Annotated in this window: 11 protein-coding genes; 6 read left to right on the top strand and 5 right to left on the bottom strand. The window is 47.5% G+C overall.

Translation table 11 applies throughout. From position 1 onward, the window contains the following. Nucleotides 1–20: 20 nt before the first annotated feature. The 4 genes from V7S65_RS12655 to V7S65_RS12640 all read right to left on the bottom strand — a co-directional run bounded on the left by V7S65_RS12655 (nt 21) and on the right by V7S65_RS12640 (nt 6,491). The gene (locus V7S65_RS12655; protein WP_336386877.1) at nt 21–2,261 is read right to left on the bottom strand and encodes a cation:proton antiporter; all 2,241 of its coding nucleotides are present in this window, start codon (nt 2,259–2,261) and stop codon (nt 21–23) included. 110 nt (nt 2,262–2,371) lie between these two features. Beyond that, entirely contained in the window at nt 2,372–2,548 is a 177-nt protein-coding gene (locus V7S65_RS12650) for a hypothetical protein (protein WP_336386878.1), read from the bottom strand. Between the two features lie 14 nt (nt 2,549–2,562). Then, nucleotides 2,563–3,342 carry a response regulator gene (locus V7S65_RS12645; protein WP_079470226.1) on the bottom strand — a complete coding sequence of 260 codons (780 nt, stop codon included), beginning with the start codon at nt 3,340–3,342 and terminating at the stop codon, nt 2,563–2,565. Beyond that, entirely contained in the window at nt 3,324–6,491 is a 3,168-nt protein-coding gene (locus V7S65_RS12640; RefSeq protein WP_336386879.1) for a ligand-binding sensor domain-containing protein, read from the bottom strand. Before V7S65_RS12640 ends, V7S65_RS12645 begins: the two co-directional genes overlap by 19 nt. A 199-nt stretch (nt 6,492–6,690) precedes the next feature. Between V7S65_RS12640 and V7S65_RS12635 the strand changes: the two genes are divergently transcribed. The 6 genes from V7S65_RS12635 to V7S65_RS12610 all read left to right on the top strand — a co-directional run bounded on the left by V7S65_RS12635 (nt 6,691) and on the right by V7S65_RS12610 (nt 17,565). Continuing rightward, a complete protein-coding gene (locus tag V7S65_RS12635) occupies nt 6,691–7,716 on the top strand; it encodes a glycoside hydrolase family 43 protein (protein WP_111577583.1) in 1,026 nt (341 codons plus the stop codon). A 19-nt stretch (nt 7,717–7,735) separates the two neighbouring features. Then, nucleotides 7,736–9,583, top strand: coding sequence for a glycoside hydrolase family 2 protein (locus V7S65_RS12630; protein WP_336386880.1), 1,848 nt, complete (start codon nt 7,736–7,738; stop codon nt 9,581–9,583). Between the two features lie 2 nt (nt 9,584–9,585). Further along, nucleotides 9,586–11,640: a beta-L-arabinofuranosidase domain-containing protein gene (locus tag V7S65_RS12625; RefSeq protein WP_336386881.1), complete on the top strand. Its 2,055-nt coding sequence runs from the start codon at nt 9,586–9,588 to the stop codon at nt 11,638–11,640. A 78-nt stretch (nt 11,641–11,718) separates the two neighbouring features. Then, nucleotides 11,719–14,880: a SusC/RagA family TonB-linked outer membrane protein gene (locus tag V7S65_RS12620; protein WP_111577581.1), complete on the top strand. Its 3,162-nt coding sequence runs from the start codon at nt 11,719–11,721 to the stop codon at nt 14,878–14,880. 19 nt (nt 14,881–14,899) lie between these two features. Then, complete coding sequence (locus V7S65_RS12615) at nt 14,900–16,852, top strand: RagB/SusD family nutrient uptake outer membrane protein (RefSeq protein ID WP_111577580.1); 1,953 nt, start codon at nt 14,900–14,902, stop codon at nt 16,850–16,852. Between the two features lie 11 nt (nt 16,853–16,863). Beyond that, nucleotides 16,864–17,565 (top strand): DUF3823 domain-containing protein, encoded by a 702-nt coding sequence (locus V7S65_RS12610; RefSeq protein WP_111577579.1) that lies wholly within the window; start codon nt 16,864–16,866, stop codon nt 17,563–17,565. A gap of 51 nt (nt 17,566–17,616) precedes the next feature. Here the strand turns inward: V7S65_RS12610 and V7S65_RS12605 are convergent, their stop codons facing one another. Next, entirely contained in the window at nt 17,617–18,510 is an 894-nt protein-coding gene (locus V7S65_RS12605; protein ID WP_336386882.1) for a LysR substrate-binding domain-containing protein, read from the bottom strand. Between the last annotated feature and the right edge of the window lie 55 nt (nt 18,511–18,565).

Raw genomic sequence — 18,565 nt, 5'->3', positions numbered from 1 at the left:
CCGAAGGCGATCCTATGCTTTTATCTTCCCCGTGAAAATTCCAGGATCTTCCGGCGGTTACCCACCAGCCAAACTACATCCTCCCATTCAAACTCCGTTTCGGAAGCGGGGTTAAGGATCTTTTCACCGCCGCGGGCAATACCCACCACCAGCGCCTGCGTTTTTTCGCGGATGCCGGAACCGCGGATGGTCTGGCCTTTGAGGCCATTGTGCTCATCCACCACGATGCTGGTGAGGCCAATGTTTTCATCTGCCACATCATCACTTCTTTCTACATTCAGCGTGTTCACTACCCGGTTAAATTCTTCCAGCTGCGCTTCCGTGCCAATAGCAGTAAGGATATCGTGCGGGAACAATTTTTCATCGCGGGTAGGAGCGTAAATGGTCACATTGCCTCTCTTAATGGCTCCTACGTTGATGCCGTATTTCTCCCGCAGCTGCAGATCTATCAGCGGCTTATCCACCAGGGTTGACCATGGATCAATTTCCACCTCAGAAACCTGCGCATCCCAGGGCAGAAGATCTGCTGCTGTGGCTTTATTATTAGCTGCATCGGCCGTTTCGCGGGCATTCAGATTGGTAAGAAAGCGGCTTTCAATACGGTTATAATATTTCTGTAATTGTGAACGCAGTACCAGCAACACGCAGGCCAGTATAATGGCGGTGCCCATCAACGCCTGCCAGAAAGGGAAGTACTGGTTTACCAGGAAACCCACCAGCAGCACCGCCACCACGTTACGTACCACTTCCACCACTACCAGCGGTCCGTGATTGTATTTGGAGTCCAGCCACAACGCCTTGTAAGAGTTGCTCGAAATTTTCTGTACCATCAGCGCCCAGATAAATGGCGACATCATGGCAATTCCAATGATCACACTCACCAGCTCCGCCAGGAACAGGTTCTTCACATATTTTATCACAAATGGACCAATATAGTAGGTGTTCAGCAGGATTACCGCGAGGATGATCACCGCATTGAGTACAATCACTTTTACATAACTGCGCAATACAATACGCCAGTCGCTTTCCGCCTGTAAGGTTTGTGAACTGGCGCTATACCGGTTCAGGGTGGTCATCCAGCGCGCGGGGATAATTTTCTCCAGCCAGTTGTAAAACGGTATGGAAAACTTGATCATGTAAGGCGTTGTAAAAGTAGTAATGGCCGAAACGCCCACGGCTACCGGGAACAGGAACTCGCTGGTCACACCCAGTGAAAGCCCCAGCGTAGCAATAATAAAGGCAAACTCACCTACCTGCGCCATGCTCATACCCACCTGAACGGCCTGTTTCAGCGGCTGACCGGATAATAACGCTCCCATAGTGGTGCTGAAAAATTTACCGGTAATGGTTAACAAGGTTATCCACAACACCGGCCACCTGTATTCTATAATCATTTCCGGGTTAATGAGCATACCTACCGATACGAAAAAGATAGCGCCAAAAAGATCTTTTACCGGTTGTATCAGGTGCTCCACTTTTTCAGAAGAGGTAGTTTCCGCTATGATAGAACCCATGATGAAGGCGCCCAGTTCTGCGGAGAAACCCACTTTGGTAGCCAGGATCACCATGCCCAGACAGAGCGCTATACTCAGTATCAGCAAGGTTTCACCATTCAGGTAACGTTCTATTTTTTTGAGTGCAGTAGGTAACAGGAAGATACCCGCCAGGAACCATACGGCCAGGAAGAACATCAGCTTGGCAATGGTAAACAACATCTCTGTTCCTTCAAATTTACGGCTCACTGCCATCGTAGATAACAATACCATCATGAGGATCACCACAATGTCCTCTATCACCAATACGCCGAATACGATTTTGGTAAAGGACTTTTTCTTGATGCCTAATTCTTCAAAGGCGCGGATAATAATAGTAGTGGAAGAACTGGCCAGTAAACCCCCGAGGAACAGGCTGTCCATAAAACCCCAGCCCATCAGTTTACCGGTGAAATAACCGGCTACCGTGATAAGCGCTATTTCTACAAATGCGGTAATGGTGGCAGTACCTCCCACCCGCATCAGCTTTTTGAAACTAAACTCCAGACCCAGTGAAAATAAGAGGAAAATAACGCCGATCTCAGACCAGGTTTTTATGCCTTCCGCATCCCCGATAGTGGGAAATAGTTTGAAATTGGGTCCCACTATAAACCCCGCGATGATATACCCCAGCACCATCGGCTGTTTCAGCCGTTTAAACAGTAATGTAATAACTCCCGCCGCTCCTAATATTAATGCCAGGTCAATGATCAATGATGGTAGATGCATACAGTAATAATCGATTTAATGATTCGTGTGATGTACTTTTATGACGCTGAGAAATCAGCGCACATATGTGTCAGATGCCAGTTTCCGGATCTTTGAATATTGCTAATATATTATTTTTCCTGCGGGGAAGCAAGATTAAGTTTGGGAGAAGGGAAAGGAAAAGACGCTATCGCAGGGGAAAGCAGGGAAGAAAATAACAGCTGTACAGGAGGATGGGTCAGGGTTTGTCCTTTTTTGATCTTTGTTGTTTTTTCCATTTTGCAGCGGAAGGGAAGTGGATATTTCAAGAAAAATAAATTTCCTACCGCTCTTTCTCCGCCTGTATCTGCGCCACATATCTCGATGGTAGTATCCCGAACTGCTTCTGGAAATTCTTTCCAAAATTAGTCAGGGACGCAAAGCCGCAAAGCTCCGCTACTTCATTTACTTTGTATGATCCGGTAGACAGCAAAGACGCTGCTTTTTTCAGTCGCGCAATATTAATCAGTTCATGCGGGGTAAGATCTGATATCGCTTTTATTTTACGGTAGAAGGTAGGCCGGCTCATATTCATGAAGTCTGCCAGCTGTTCCACATCGAGGTCGATATTATTTAGATGCTGATTGATCAGGTCATTCAGCTTTTCCAGAAATTGTTCGTCGGCGCTGGTATAGGCCATGCTGCGCAAATGTACCAGCGGGGTGCTGGCATAGTAGGATTTTATTTTATGACGGTTGCTGAGCAGGCTCGCAATTTGCGCTTGCAGGAATTCAGGTGAAAATGGTTTTTCAATATAAGCATCGGCGCCAAGTTCAAGCCCCTCTATTTTCGATTGCATCGTATTGCGTGCTGTAAGCAGGATCACCGGAATATGACTCGATACAAAATCCGACTTAATAATACGGCAAAGCTCAAAGCCATCCATTACAGGCATCATCACATCACTGATCACCAGCTGCACGGGTTGCTCCTGCAATAAAAGCATAGCGGCCTGCCCGTCACGTGCAGTGATCACTTTATATTTATCTTCCAGGTCATCTGCAATGAAAGAAAGTATTTCTTCATTATCATCTACCAGCAGTATCAGTGGTTTGTTTTCCATTTGCTCAGGTTAAATTCTATTTCCTGGTGAACAGGCAAAGTAAGTGAAAAAACATTTAATGTTCCATCTGTGGATAACAGCTCCAGGCTGCCTTTGTGCAGCAGCGTTAATGACCTTGATAGCGACAACCCAATACCGGTACCGGATTTGTCGGCGGTGGCCTTTGCCCGGAAGAATGGCTCAAATATTTTTTCTTTCATCTCCACAGGAATAATATATCCGTCGTTCTTCACCAGTATGGTAAAAGTGGTATCATTTTCATCAACAGGCAACAGGTGTATAGATGCTTTGGTGGCCGCATAGCGGATAGCATTGTTAATAAGATTGCCTAATATTTTATGTAATGCTTCCCCATCTACATAAGCAAAAAAATGCAGGCTGGATAACTCTATTTTAAACCGGATATCCTGCTGCTCTGCCGCCGGTGTAAACCGCAGATGATTTTCTTTCAGCAACTCAGAAATATCAGTACGCACAAAATTGAGACTGAAACCATTGATCTCTGTTTTGCGGAAATCGAGCAACTGGTTGGTCAGCTCCAGCAGCCGGTCGGTATTGCGTTCCATGATGCGCAGGTTCTTCTGGATCAGCGGCACTTCATCGGATTTACGGATCACCTTTTCCATTGGTCCCTTGATCAGTGTCAGCGGCGTACGGATCTCATGCGCGAGATGTGTAAAGAATTCAATTTTCGCCTGGTACAACTCCTTTTCTTTTTCGTGCTCCAGCAGCTCCAGCTGCCGTTTTTGCTTTTGCTGCGCACGCTGATGATACCACCGGATAATAAAATACGCCAGGCTGCACAACAGGATGACATAGGCCGCATACGCCCAATAGCTGGCCCAGAAGGGCGGCAGGATAGTAATAGTAAGCACACGCGGCGTAATACTCCAGTTACCGCCGCTGCTGGCCGACTTCACCATAAACTTATAGGTACCGGGAGATAATTTGGTAAAGAAGGCTTTCCGGTTGGTTTCCAGGTAAGTCCAGTCCCGGTCCAGCCCTTCCATTTTATACGCATAGGCCGTCATCTCAGGCGACGTATAACTCAGCGCTGCAAAGTTGATGCTAAACGACGACTGATCGTGCGATAATACAATCGTATCCGTCAGGAAAATAGATTTCTCCAGGATATCGCCTACGGCTGCTTCTTTATTATACACCTGGAAGCCGGTAATATATACCGGTGGAAGGTAACTGTTACGCACAAACGATTCCGGGTTGAAACGGATCAATCCCTTTACACTGCCGAAATACATATTACCGCAACTATCTTTATAAGCAGAATTATAATTAAACTGATCATTTAATAATCCACTGGCTTTGGTATATACTACCGCATTCTCTGTAGCCGGTGTAAAGCACGCCAGTCCTTTGGAGGTAGTAACCCACAGGCGGTCGCTCTGGTCCTCCAGGATGCAGAACATCATGTTGCTCTGGAAACCATGACGGGTTCTGTAGGTGGTGAAATTATTCCGTTGCCGGTTATACAAACAAAGACCATCATCTGTAGCCAGCCATAAACGATGATGACTGTCTTCAAAAATTCTGTTCACCCGGTTGTTGCTCACACTGGTGCTGTCGCGGGCATCATGCAGGTAAAGCCCTTTCCTGCCCGTGCGGCGGTTATAGAAATACAGCCCGTCTCTCACGGTGCCTAACCATATGGTGCCTTCACTATCTTCAAAAACGGCTGTATAAAAAATATAATGGGGTACTTCTTTTACAGTATTAAATTCATCACGGGAACGGATATACTCATATAACCCCCAGGTGGTGCAGATCAGTATATTATTGTCGCTGGTACGCAGTAAACTATAAATAAAACCGCTGTGCAGCTGATGTGGACCGTCTCCCGGCGCATAGTGCCGGATAAATTTCCCCGTGGGAATATTCATGATATCCAGCCCATGCTCGAAGGTACCTATCCAGAGGGAATCTCCGGTGATCAGTAAGCCATGAAGATTGGTATGCGATAAACCCGGTGCATGTTTATCCAATGGCCTGATGGCGGAAAAACTGCCATCCGATGGCGTAAACTTATTCAACCCGCCGTCTTCAGTACCTATCCATAGATGACCATATTTGTCGGGATGTATTTCCCTTACAGCATTACCGCTGAGAGAAGAAGAACCTGTTTTGGGAAATAGCTTTTCAAAGTAAGTATAAGGCTGCGGGAAATAATTGGTGCCGCCAAAGTAAGTACCAACCCATATACCGCCTTCTTTATCTTTACAAAAATTATAAATGGCATTATCAGAAACAGAGTAAGGATCGTCATAATTTTTTTTCAGGTTGATGACCTTACCGCTTTTAATGTTATAGATATAGATACCGGATTCTGACGCAATCCAGTATTCATCATCATTCCGGCGGATAAAGTCTCTCACATACAATTCGATACCGGCTGTATCCCTGGAAAGGAAATCTTCGTAGGTACGTGTCCGTGTGTTGAATAGCTTTAAGCCCTGTCCCGCTGTACACGCCCAGATAGTATCCCTGCCCATCGGTACAATTTTCTGGATAGCGTAGGAATTCGGTTTGGTGGAATGTGTAAAAAGAGAGTAGGTGGTGAAATTATTTTTGTCGTAGTGATAAACAGCCATATATCCCCTGGAGGATGCCAGCCAGAGTTGTCCTTCACCATCCAGGCAAATGGAGGACGCGTCCGGAAAGCCGGGAATTTCTGTCAGGCGGTCGGCAGCGGCCTGGTAACGGAACAGGTGTCCTGCGGAAATAATCCAGATATTTCCTTGCCTGTCCTTGGTAATGGCCCGTACTTCTCCTTCTGTCTTTTTACTCAGCTCTCGGAACTGCTCATTGCGCGGGTTATATATAAATACTCCTTTGTCCGATCCTACATACAGCAAACCGTCATCGTCCTGGAACAGGCAAAGGACATAGTTGCCGCCGATACTTCCGGGCTGCTCTGTTCGCCGGAATACCCGGAAGGTGTAGCCGTCGAACCGGTTTAAACCATATATCGTTCCAAACCACATAAATCCCTGTTTGTCCTGCAGCGTGCAGATAACGGCGTTGTGCGATAAACCGTTCTCTACCTGGTAATGTACAAAACCGGGCAACTGGCTATATAGCGCCTCGCTTAGCAGCAGCAACATGAACAGGATGTAATAGCGGATTTTTGGCATGTGTTCATTTAGTGGAAAGCTTAAAACTAATGGTTTTTCCGCTAAAACCTACTACCGTCCGGCCAAAAGCTAAAATGATACAAAAGCGAGAAAAATTGAGATAAATGGGCAAGCAAGTATTCAAAGGATAGTCTTTCTTTGGAGAAGTGTGTTAAGCGTGAAATATACACTTAAATAAGCCATCTTCTAAATCCATGTTATGAAAAGTAGCCAACTACTTTCACTGGTAATTTTACTGTTCATCAGTGGGATATGCCGCGCTGCTTCTGCGGATACTACCGGTATGTTCAAAAATCCCTTACTGGCCTCCGGTCCCGATCCCTGGGTGGTGAGGCACAACGGCATGTATTACTATATGCATACCACCGGTCATAACCTGGTGATGCGGAAAACAAAAAACATGTCGGCACTGGCCCAGTCAACCGAAACAGTTATCTGGAGGCCACCGGCCAAAGGCCCCAACGCAAGAGATATCTGGGCGCCGGAGCTGCATCGCCTGAATGGGAAATGGTATGTGTATTATACCGCCGGATCATCAGATAGTATTCATCCGCAACACACCTTCGTACTGGAAAATACCGCGGAAGACCCTACCACCGGCAGCTGGACCGACAAAGGACAGATCACTGATCCTGCCCATCCGGAGCATTTCGCCATTGATGGTACCCTCTTTCAACATAAAGGCAACAACTATTTTATCTGGAGCGGGCATAATGGAAAAGATGCCGTACAGCGCCTGTATATCGCCCGCATGAAAGATCCGTGGACACTGGCCTCGTCGAAAGTAGAGATTGCTGCACCCCAGTATCCATGGGAACAGAACGGGATAAATGAAGGTCCCGAAATCCTGCGGAATGCTAAGGGAGAAGTATTCCTTGTTTTTTCCGCGTGTGGTTGCTGGACAGAAAATTATATACTCGGTATCATGAAACTAAAGACCGGCGCTGATCCGCTGTTGCCGGCAAGCTGGACCAAATCGCCGGAGCCGGTACTGCAAAGTAAACCGGAGAATGGCGCTTATGCACCGGGACATAACGGCTTCTTTAAATCGCCCGATGGAAAAGAAGACTGGATCATTTATCACGCCAACTCAAAAGCCGGACAGGGATGCGGCAACCTTCGTAATCCACGCATACAAAAAATCACCTGGAATGCAGACGGGACACCGTTTTTTGGAGAACCGGTAAAAATAAATACATGGATCACTAATCCCTCTGGAGAATAAAATCACTTTAAGTAAATATATGAAAAAGAAGTACCTATTTTTTGCACTGGCACTTGGATTGGGCAGCAGTACAGCAATAGCACAACAACAGGATTGGAAAATGGTGAATGGAAAGATTGCTTCCACCTGGAGCGAACAGGTATCGCCGGCTGCCACATTGCCGGAATATCCGCGTCCGCAGCTGGTTCGCGGCAACTGGAAGAACCTGAACGGATTGTGGAATTATGCCATCAAGGCAAAAGAGGAGCATCAACCTGCCACGTGGGACGGCAAAATACTGGTACCTTTTGCTGTTGAATCAGCACTCTCCGGAGTAGGCCGCAATGTGGGGAAAGACAGCACCCTGTGGTATAACACCACACTCACACTGCCTTCTGGTATGCAGGGTAAAAAAATACTGCTGCACTTCGGTGCATCCGACTGGCGTACTACCGTATACGTGAATGGTAAAGAAGCCGGCAGCCACGAAGGCGGCTTTGATCCATTTACCTTCGATATCACCTCGTTAGTGAAAAAAGGTAAACAGGAGATCGTAGTAAAAGTATGGGACCCTACCGACGACGGCGATCAGCCAAGAGGTAAGCAGGTAAAGCGTCCCGAAGGGATCTGGTATACACCGGTAACGGGTATCTGGCAAACGGTTTGGGTGGAAGCGGTAGCGGATACCTATATCGCCTCTACCAAACAAACACCCGACATCGACCAGGAAACACTTACCGTAGCGGCTAATGTGGAAAACGTAAAAGCTGGCGACGTGGTAAAAGTAACTGCGTATGACGGTGGCACCAAAGTAGCAGAAAGCACGATTAACGGTGAAAATGCCGTATTGAAAATAGCGTCGCCAAAATTATGGTCGCCCGAAAACCCTTTCCTCTATAACCTTACCCTTACGGTTACACGAAAAGGTAAAGTAATCGACGAGGTAAAAAGCTATTTCGCCATGCGCAAATCTTCCATTGGCAAAGATGCCAACGGTGTGGAACGCATGTTGCTGAACAATAAATTCGTATTCCAGTACGGCCCGCTGGATCAGGGCTGGTGGCCTGACGGATTATATACCGCACCCACAGATGAAGCCCTGAAGTTTGATATCGTACAAACTAAAGCAATGGGCTTTAACATGATCCGGAAACATATTAAAGTAGAACCCGCACGCTGGTATTATTACTGCGATCAGCTGGGTATGCTGGTATGGCAGGACATGCCAAGCGGCGATCTCGGAAACGGCTGGGAGCCACGCCCTGGTATTATCGACCGTGCCACCGATCAGAATCGTTCAGCCGAATCAGAAGGCTACTACCGGAAGGAATGGAACGCCATCATAGACCACTTATACAACTATCCTTCTATTGTAGTATGGACGCCATTCAACGAAGCATGGGGACAATTCAAAACTGTAGAAATCGCGGAATGGACTATGAAGAAAGATCCCTCCCGCCTCGTGAACACTGCGAGTGGCGGTAATTTCTACCCGGTAGGACATATCATCGACCTGCACAACTATCCTGAACCGGCAATGCCCGATCCGGCTATATATGGCGATAAACGCGCCATTGTACTGGGTGAATTCGGTGGCCTCGGCCTGCCGGTGAACGGTCACGTGTGGCAGCAAAAAGACAACTGGGGATACCAGAGCTTTAAAAATGAAGAAGATCTTTTTAAACGTTACAGCGGTTTTACGGACAGGTTGGAAACACTGATCAAACAAGGATTATCAGCCGCCGTATACACACAAACAACTGATGTGGAAGTGGAAATAAATGGCCTGATGACCTACGACCGGAAAGTGCAGAAAATGCCATTGGAAAAACTAAAACTGATCCATCAGAAATTATATAACCCGGCTTTGGTAACTATAAAACCATAATGATGAAAAAGCGAAAGTTGTTTGGCTTAATGATGCTTTCTGCTTTTTTTGCTGGTCTTATCCCGGCGGATGCAGCGCATCTGCCGGGTGCCAGAGCCGACACCAATACTTTTGTGGCACCCGTTTACCAGGCATTGCCGCTGGGCGCAGTAAAGCCACAGGGCTGGCTGCTGCACCAGCTGCAGATCATGCGCAATGGTACCAGTGGTCACCTCGATGAAGTATACGATAAAGTGAAGAACGACAACGGCTGGCTAGGTGGAAAAGGTGACGGCTGGGAAGAAACACCCTACTGGCTGGATGGCGCTGTGCCACTGGCCTACCTGCTCAACGACCAGGAGCTGAAGAATAAAGTACTCCGTTATATCAACTGGACCCTTGATCATCAGCGTCCTTCCGGCTATTTTGGTCCGCTTACAAAAGCCGAAAGAACAAAAAATATAACCATTGGCGTTAGCAATGCTGCAGACGGCGACGACTGGTGGCCAAAGATGGTGATGCTGAAAGTACTGCAACAATATTATACGGCCACAAATGATCCCCGTGTTTTACCTTTTATGACGCGGTACTTTCATTACCAGCTGCAGGTACTGAAAACCTGCCCGCTCGGTAAATGGACGGAATGGGCCACCTCCCGCGGCGCAGAGAATGTAATGGTAGCACAATGGCTGTATAGCATCAATAAAGACAAACAACTGCTGGAACTGTCTACCTTGCTGCAATCACAGGCATTCACCTGGAGCAGTTGGCTCGGTAACCGCAGTTGGGTAATAGATGCCGCTGCGCAGCAAAATGACCAGCACTGGATGCGCCGGCACGGCGTGAATGTAGGCATGGGACTGAAGGACCCCGTGATGAACTATCAACGCACCGGCAACAAAAAATACCTGCAGGACCTGCACACCGGCTTTGCCGACCTGATGAACCTGCATGGTTTGCCAATGGGTATCTTCTCTGCGGATGAAGATCTTCACGGTAACGCACCTACGCAGGGAACAGAGTTGTGTGCTGTTGTGGAAGCCATGTTTTCCCTGGAGGAAATTATCGGTATCACCGGTGATCCGCTGTATATGGAAGCATTGGAACGTATGACCTTTAATGCGCTGCCCACTCAAACAACAGATGACTATAACAACAAACAATACTTCCAGGTAGCCAACCAGGTGAATATCAAAAGAGGCGTATTCAATTTTTCCCTGCCGTTCGACCGGGAAATGAATAACGTACTGGGCATGCGCAGCGGTTATACCTGCTGCCTGGCCAATATGCACCAGGGCTGGACGAAGTTCGCTTCCCACCTGTGGTATGGCACCGCAGGAAACGGTCTGGCTGCACTTACATACAGCCCGAATGAAGTAACGGCCAAAGTGGGAAAAAGCAATACATCCGTTACCATCCGGGAAGAAACCGGCTATCCTTTTGAAGAACAGATCCGCTTCCGGATGCGTATGCAGCAGGTGGTTGCTTTTCCTCTCCAATTGCGTATCCCAGCCTGGTGCGATGAAGCAACCCTATTGCTCAACGGAGAAAAATTGCGCACTGCAAAAGGTGGTCAGATCATTACGGTAAACCGTAACTGGAAGAACGATGATCAGCTGGTATTGCAACTGCCCATGCAGATACGCACTTCCAACTGGGGCCGTAACTCACGCGCAGTGGAAAGAGGACCGATCGTATACGCGTTAAAGTTAGAAGAACAATGGGAGAAAGGACATGATGAGGTGGAAGGTGACTACTTCAGCGTTTACCCGAAGGGTGAATGGAACTATGGTCTGCCTGAAAAAATTATTCGCGAGCCGGCAAAGTATCTGCAGGTAAGCGCCCTGAAACCCGTAACAGACACTTTTGTATGGAACCTGGCACATGCGCCGGTAACCCTCACCACCACAGCTAAACAACTCCCCGAGTGGAAACTGGTGGATGACGTAGCGCCGCAACCCGTAACAGACAGGAACGGTATTTATAAAGGAAAAGTAAACGACAAAGAAACCAATATAAGCCTGGTGCCCTATGGCTGCACGAAGGTGAGAATAGTAGCATTTCCGGTAGTGAAGTAAACAACAGCAAAAGCAGACATCAACCAAAAGACAGTTATGTAAGCCTGATAATTTAATAAGACCACACAAAAACTTGTTATGAAAAAACGATTACGTTTCCGCAATTCAATCCGGAAAGTGATACCGGGCGGCTATTGCCGGCTATTTACGGTATTGTTGCTTTCCCTCGGCCTGATGGCCCATGCTGCACCTGCAGACATGGTAATTACCGGTAAGGTAACAGACGATAAAGGAATACCACTGGTAGGAGTAACAGTGAATGTAAAAGGCACCAATAAAGGAACCGCTACAGATGGCGCCGGAAATTACTCCCTGTCTGTTCCGGAAAATGGTGCCGTACTGGTGTTTTCCTATGTAGGATTTTTAAAACAGGAAGTTCCGCTGTCGGGCAAGAAAGTAGTGAACGTACAACTGGAAACTGATAGTAAAGGATTGGGAGAAGTAGTAGTGGTTGGGTACGGTACACAGAAGAAGGAGTCTATTACAGGCGCTATCTCCGGCGTTACCAGTAAAGACCTGGAGAGGGTTCACGCCTCTACTGTGAGCGCTACGCTGGCAGGTAAAATACCAGGGGTATCTTTCCGTATGCCTGACGGCAGGCCCGGCGCCGGCGCCAATATCCAGATCCGTAACTTTGGAAATGCCCTGTATGTAATTGACGGTATACAGAAAGATGCCGGCCAGTTCAATAACATTTCCCCCAACGACATTGAAAGCATCACCGTACTCAAAGACGCCTCCGCCGCCATTTATGGTGTAAGGGCCGCCAATGGGGTAGTGGTGGTAACCACCAAACGTGGTAAAATGGGCGCCGGAAATACCATTAACGTAGACGCCTATACGGGATGGCAGAACTGGTCGAGGTTTCCAAAAACCGTAAACGCCTATGAATGGATGCTGGGTAAAGCAGATGCAGAAATGAATGACGAAAACCCGCATACAGACATCACCAGGGAAGAACTGGAGAAATGGAAAGCAGGAACAGAAAAAGGATATAAGAGCTTCGACTGGTACGATTTTATTATCAAGAAAAACGCCCCGCAGAACTCTATTAACGTAAATGCTACAGGCGGTTCGGAGAACATCAACTACTATCTTTCCCTCACGCGCCTGGATCAGAAATCAGTGTTGGGAAGAGAGTTTGATTTTAACCGTACCAACATCCAGAGTAACGTGGATGCCAAAGTGGCCAAACGTGTAAAAGTAGGCGTACAGATCAACGGTCGTATTGAACAACGCGATAACCCCGGCGTACCAGGTGGCGACGATTATTGGGCGCCCCGTTTCGCCCTGTTCCGCAACAGGCCCACAGAAAGACCTTACGCCAACGACAACCCGCTGTATCCAAATGATATCGGCCATAACACAGAGAACTGGGCGGTGCAAACCAAAGACATCTCCGGCTACTGGACGGAAGACTGGCGCGTACTGCAAACCAACTTCAATGCTACTTACGAAACACCGATAAAGGGGCTTACACTGAAAGGAATGTATTCCTACTATTTCGCCGATAAGCTGATGAACGGTCACGAATACACGTACGATACCTACACCTACCAGGAAGCCACCGATACCTATCTGCGCACCGGAGGAAGCTCCAATCCCTGGAGGGAAAGAGGCAACCATAAAGTACTGGAAAATGTACTGCAGGGCCAGATCAATTATAACAACACTTTCGGCAAACACACCATCGGCGCTACATTGGTATCTGAACGTATCAAACGCCGGGAACTGGATGTATGGGTGCATGCCGTACCCAAAAGTAACGAGCTGCCACTGATCCAGTTTTCCGATATGGATACTTATAATGATAATGACTGGACGGAAGCACGTGTAGGCTACATCGGCCGCCTGAACTATAGCTTCAGCGATAAATACTTTCTCGAAGTAGCGGGCCGTTATGATGGCTCCTGGAAATTTACACCAGATAAAAGATGGGGCTTTTTCCCATCTATCTCCGGAGGATGGAGAATAACAGAAGAACCTTTTGTTAAGAACTGGTTGGGCGGAAATTCTATTCTTACAGAATTAAAACTCCGGGCTTCTTATGGCGAACTGGGTGACGATGATATTGGTATCGGCGCCTACGATTATCTGCCGGGGTACACCTATGGCACTTCTACCGTAATCCTGGATGGCACTGTTATCAGGGGCTCGCGCGATAAGGGCGTTCCCAACGACCGCCTCTCCTGGTTTACCAGTAAGATCGCCGACGTAGGATTGGATTATCAGTTGTGGAACGGGAAAATATCCGGCTCCCTCGATTTCTTCAACCGTAAACGCTCCGGTTTACGCGGTCGTAAATACGATGTACTGGTGCCAAGTGAAATAGGTTACAACCTGCCGGATGAAAACGTGAACAGCGATTCTCAGAGAGGTGGTGAGTTCTCTGCCGCCTATAACGGGCAGGCAGGCAAAGTGAATTTCGTGATAGGTGGTAATGTGTCTTACTCCCGCAGCAGGTTCCTCGAAAGTTATAAACCGGTGTGGGGCAACTCATGGGATCATTACAGGAATTCCATTGAAGACCGCTGGAATAATATCTACTGGGGATATGAAGCAATTGGTCAGTTCCAGTCGCAGGAAGAAATCAACAAATACCCTGTTAACGTTGACGGGCAAGGCAATAAAACTTTGTTACCGGGAGATATTATCTACAAAGATATGAACGGTGATAACGTAATTAATGATTACGATCAGCGCCCTATTGGCTACCAGACAACCGGTAACCCTACTGTTAACTTTGGTTTGAACTTCGGTGTAAGATGGAATGGTATTGATTTTACAGCCGACTTCTCCGGTGGCTCCATGTACTCCTACAATCAGAACTGGGAAATGAGATGGCCCTATCAGAACGGCGGTAACCTGTTGAAACAATTCTACGATGACCGCTGGCACCGCGAAGATCCTTTTGACCTGAACAGCAAATGGATTCCCGGTAAAAACCCTCCGCTGCGTTTCAATAAAGGTGGTCATAGTAATTACAACAAGCCTTCCACTTTCTGGTTGCATAATGTGCATTACCTGCGGTTGAGAACAATGGAAATTGGTTATTCCATCCCCCAGCAAATACTGGACAGGATCAGGTTTAAGAAGGTGAGGGTATATGTAAATACTTACAACCTCTTCTCGCTGGATAATGTAAAAGATCTTGGAATAGAACCGGAAATAGCTGATGAAAACGGGTTGCAGTATCCGCAGAATAAGCTGGTTAATATTGGGTTGAACTTTACTTTCTAAGTAATTAATAAGATTTGTTATGAAAAAAAGTTTGTTATATATAGGTCTTTGTGCACTCGCTTTAAGTACGGCCTGCAACAGGGACAAAGATTTCCTGGATGTGCCACCGTCCAACATCCTGCAGAACGATCAGTTATGGAATGATGAAGGGCTGATTCTGTCAGTGCTGGCAGATCTGTATGATCGTTATCCCGACAGGCAAACAGATGTGAACAATTCCACCATTCCGTCGATGGTAGTACAAACCATTGATAACTGGGGAGAATTTGCCCGTTTCGATGAAGCCTTTGCTTCTGAAAATGGCCAGTACTGGCGGCATAGCGCTGGTGATTATCCATACGTGTTTCCGGGTATGATTGTTCGCGGAGGTGCGGAAGTAACCTATTGGGACTACGCCTACATCAGGGAGCTGAATATCTTTATTGAAAAATGCGGTACTTCTACAAAGCTTAAACAAGAGGTGAAAGACCGGTTTATAGCAGAAGCGCGATACCTGAGAGCAGTGGTGTATTTTGAAGAAGTAAAAAGGGTGGGCGGTGTGCCGCTGATCCTGCAGGCAATGGAATATGATTATAAAAATGATCCTGCTTACCTGCAACATCCACGCGCAAAAGAATCGGAGATCTATGATTTTGTGATCAGTGAAATGGATTCTGTAAAGAAATATGTGCCTGCAAGCCCGGTAAGTAAAACACGTGTAACGGTAGGACTGGCACTGGCCACCAAAACAAGGGCAGCACTATATGCCGGTTCCATTGCGAAACATGGGGCAGAAACACCGCAGGTATCTTTGCCTGGTGGAGAAGTGGGCATTCCTGTTTCAAAAGCAAATGCTTATTATACCACTGCCTTGCAGGCAGCGCAGGAGCTGATTGCAACAGGAAGTTATTCTTTGTATAAAAAGAATTCAGATAATGTTACACAGAATTTTGTCAGCCTGTTTATAGACAAAGGCTCTAATCCGGAAGTAATATTTGCAAAGGATTACAAACTACAGAGCGGAAGAGTACAACCCTGGACCTTATGGAGCCAGCCCCGTTCCAATGCCGAGGAACAACAGGGTGGCCGCCTCAATCCATCGCTGAATCTCGTGCAATCGTTCGAGTTATTGGATAACACCTTTGCCCCGCTCCCCATAAATGCCAGTGGTGGAGGCTATATCTATTACAACGATCCGATGGACCTGTTTGCCAACCGGGATCCACGTTTAGCCGCCACAGTTATGTTGCCGGGATCTGAATTTAAAGATAAGAAAGTGGATATCTGGGCTGGTTATATTAAAAAAGATGGCAGCATTGTTACCGGCGATAATTTCGGAGCAAAGGCAAAGCTGGAACCGAATGGCCCGGATGTGCAGGTGGTTGGGTTCGACGGCCCGGTAAATAACCTGGAGTTCAGCGCGCAATCCGGCTTTATCATCCGTAAATATATGGACCCAACTGTTGGCTCCGGCCGTATTGGTACGCAGAGTGAAGTGTGGTGGATCCGTTACCGTTACGCAGAAGTACTGCTGAACGCTGCAGAAGCAGCGTTTGAACTGGGCCAGGCAGGAGTGGCCGCCGGCTATATCAATGAGGTGCGTGAAAGGGCCGGCTTTAAAATTCCGCTGACAGCCGCACAAATCACTTTCGACCGGATTGTACATGAAAGAAAAGTGGAGTTGGCCTTTGAAGGGCACGAGTTCTGGGATATGAAGCGCTGGCGTTTGGCACACAAGGTATGGAATGGCGCTAAAACGCCGCTTACCACTATGCCGGGAAGTGCAACAGCAGTAAGCACCCGCGTATTTGCCCTGTGGCCTTACAAAGTATATGATCCGGGAAGTGCCAATAACGGTAAGTATGTATTTAAACAGGTATTGCCCGGAGCGGTTACCTCTGCGCATTTGTTCCGTTTAGGAAATTATTACGGATTTATCGGAGACGATATCCGGAATAATAATCCTAAAATAGTAAAGAATCCTAACCAATAAAGTGATTTATTATGAGAACTAAAATTCAGTATGCGATATTCATTGCGTTAGGTGTCTTTTCTGCTTCCTGCAAGAAAGACAACTATAAGGCGCCGTCCAGTACTTTCAACGGGCGACTGGTATACCAGGGAGAACCAATAAATGTTAGTTATAACGATGTATATTTTGAATTGTGGGAACCCGGATGGGGAACCCGTACGCCCATCAACGTTAATGTTAGCCAGGACGGCTCGTTTTCAGCGATGTTGTTCAACGCTGCCTATAAACTGGTGATTCCTTCTGCCCAGGGGCCTTTCAGGTCTATTCCTGATAAAACAACCAATACAGATACCATTCCGCTGACTATCTCCGGCAACCTGCACCAGGATATCGAGGTAATGCCTTATTACATGATCCGGTCTCCGAAATTTACGGCGGTGGCCAAAAAACTCACGGCAACCTTTAGCGCCGAGAAGATCATTAAAGATGCCAATGCGAGGGATATTGAGCGGGTATTCCTGTATGTGTGTAAAACACAGTTTGTGGATGGCCGTAATAGTATTGAAACTGCCGACATGGCCGGCGGCGATATCGTTGATCCTGCTAATATCAGTTTGCAGCTGACCATACCAGATGTAGTGCCGGCGCAACCTTCCGTATTTGTGAGGGTTGGCTTAAAAATAGCCGGTGTGGAAGATCTGCTTTTCTCCCCGGTACAGGAGATTACACTGTAGAGAATGATGAACAGACAAATTCACATGCCCGCCGGTTTTCCGGTGGGCTTTTTATTTTTTCTTCGTTCGTTTCCTGATATCATTCACCTGTGCAGTGATGGTGTCGAAGAGAATATCCGTAAGTCGCTTTACAGCAGGGGACGGCGTTTTTTTGCGGGTAAGCATAAACACGGCCACATCAGGTAATGCCGGCAGCCCGCTGGCTGTTGCAAGCGCCACGCAGCCCGCAGGCAATCCCATTTCTGTGCGGATGGTGATACCCAGTCCGGCCTGTGCGGCGGCCCACATCCCGGCTACGCTGCTACTGGTGAGCGCTGGTCGCCATGTACGCCTTGCCTTTTCCAGTGCGGCCAGGCCCACACTGCGAAACAGGCATGGCGCTTCAAACAGCAGCAATGGCAATGGTTGTAGTTGCGCTACATTCTTTTGACTGTTACCGATCCATCGTATAGGTACATGTCCTATGAGGATGGCATCTTCCGGTACATCCTTTCCAAAGGAGAGTACCACATCCAGTTTACCGCGTTGTAACTGTTGCTGAAGCACTGCCTGCCGGTCGATCGTAACTTCCACTTCCATTTGAGGATGTATAGCGGCAAACCGCGCCAGTACTACCGGCAAGCCACTTTCTGCAAAGTCTGCCGGCAGCCCCAGCTTTACCTTTCCTGCTATATGCGTGGCCGTTAGTGCATTGATGGCTTGCTGGTTAACATCCAGCAGCTGCCGGGCGTAGCCCAGTAATATTTCCCCGGCGGGGGTGAGTTGCCAGCCGCGTCCCTGCCTGATGAATAGCTGCTGACCGGTGATTTCTTCCAGCCGCTGCATCTGAAGGCTTACGGCCGATTGTGACCTTGACACCTGGTCGGCTGCCCGCGCAAAACTATCGAGATCCACCGCCAGCACAAAGGTGCGGAGCAGGTCCATCTCCAGCAGGTCTGTTATCATGATTTAGTTTTATTAAAGTATAATGTTAAATGTTTCAATATTACAAATGTATGAA

This window comes from Chitinophaga sp. CCNWYY40, assembly GCF_037483205.1.
Classification (GTDB): domain Bacteria; phylum Bacteroidota; class Bacteroidia; order Chitinophagales; family Chitinophagaceae; genus Chitinophaga; species Chitinophaga ginsengisegetis.
The sequence above is the reverse complement of the archived record's forward strand: the minus strand, read 5'-3'. Positions and strand labels throughout refer to the sequence as shown.

What these genes read in the sequence shown, in the direction of transcription:
- V7S65_RS12655 (WP_336386877.1), bottom strand. Translation starts at nt 2,261, where the DNA reads ATGCATCTACCATCATTGATCATTGACCTGGCATTAATATTAGGAGCG.
- V7S65_RS12645 (WP_079470226.1), bottom strand. Translation starts at nt 3,342, where the DNA reads ATGGAAAACAAACCACTGATACTGCTGGTAGATGATAATGAAGAAATA.
- V7S65_RS12640 (WP_336386879.1), bottom strand. Translation starts at nt 6,491, where the DNA reads ATGCCAAAAATCCGCTATTACATCCTGTTCATGTTGCTGCTGCTAAGC.
- V7S65_RS12635 (WP_111577583.1), top strand. Translation starts at nt 6,691, where the DNA reads ATGAAAAGTAGCCAACTACTTTCACTGGTAATTTTACTGTTCATCAGT.
- V7S65_RS12630 (WP_336386880.1), top strand. Translation starts at nt 7,736, where the DNA reads ATGAAAAAGAAGTACCTATTTTTTGCACTGGCACTTGGATTGGGCAGC.
- V7S65_RS12625 (WP_336386881.1), top strand. Translation starts at nt 9,586, where the DNA reads ATGAAAAAGCGAAAGTTGTTTGGCTTAATGATGCTTTCTGCTTTTTTT.
- V7S65_RS12620 (WP_111577581.1), top strand. Translation starts at nt 11,719, where the DNA reads ATGAAAAAACGATTACGTTTCCGCAATTCAATCCGGAAAGTGATACCG.
- V7S65_RS12615 (WP_111577580.1), top strand. Translation starts at nt 14,900, where the DNA reads ATGAAAAAAAGTTTGTTATATATAGGTCTTTGTGCACTCGCTTTAAGT.
- V7S65_RS12610 (WP_111577579.1), top strand. Translation starts at nt 16,864, where the DNA reads ATGAGAACTAAAATTCAGTATGCGATATTCATTGCGTTAGGTGTCTTT.
- V7S65_RS12605 (WP_336386882.1), bottom strand. Translation starts at nt 18,510, where the DNA reads ATGATAACAGACCTGCTGGAGATGGACCTGCTCCGCACCTTTGTGCTG.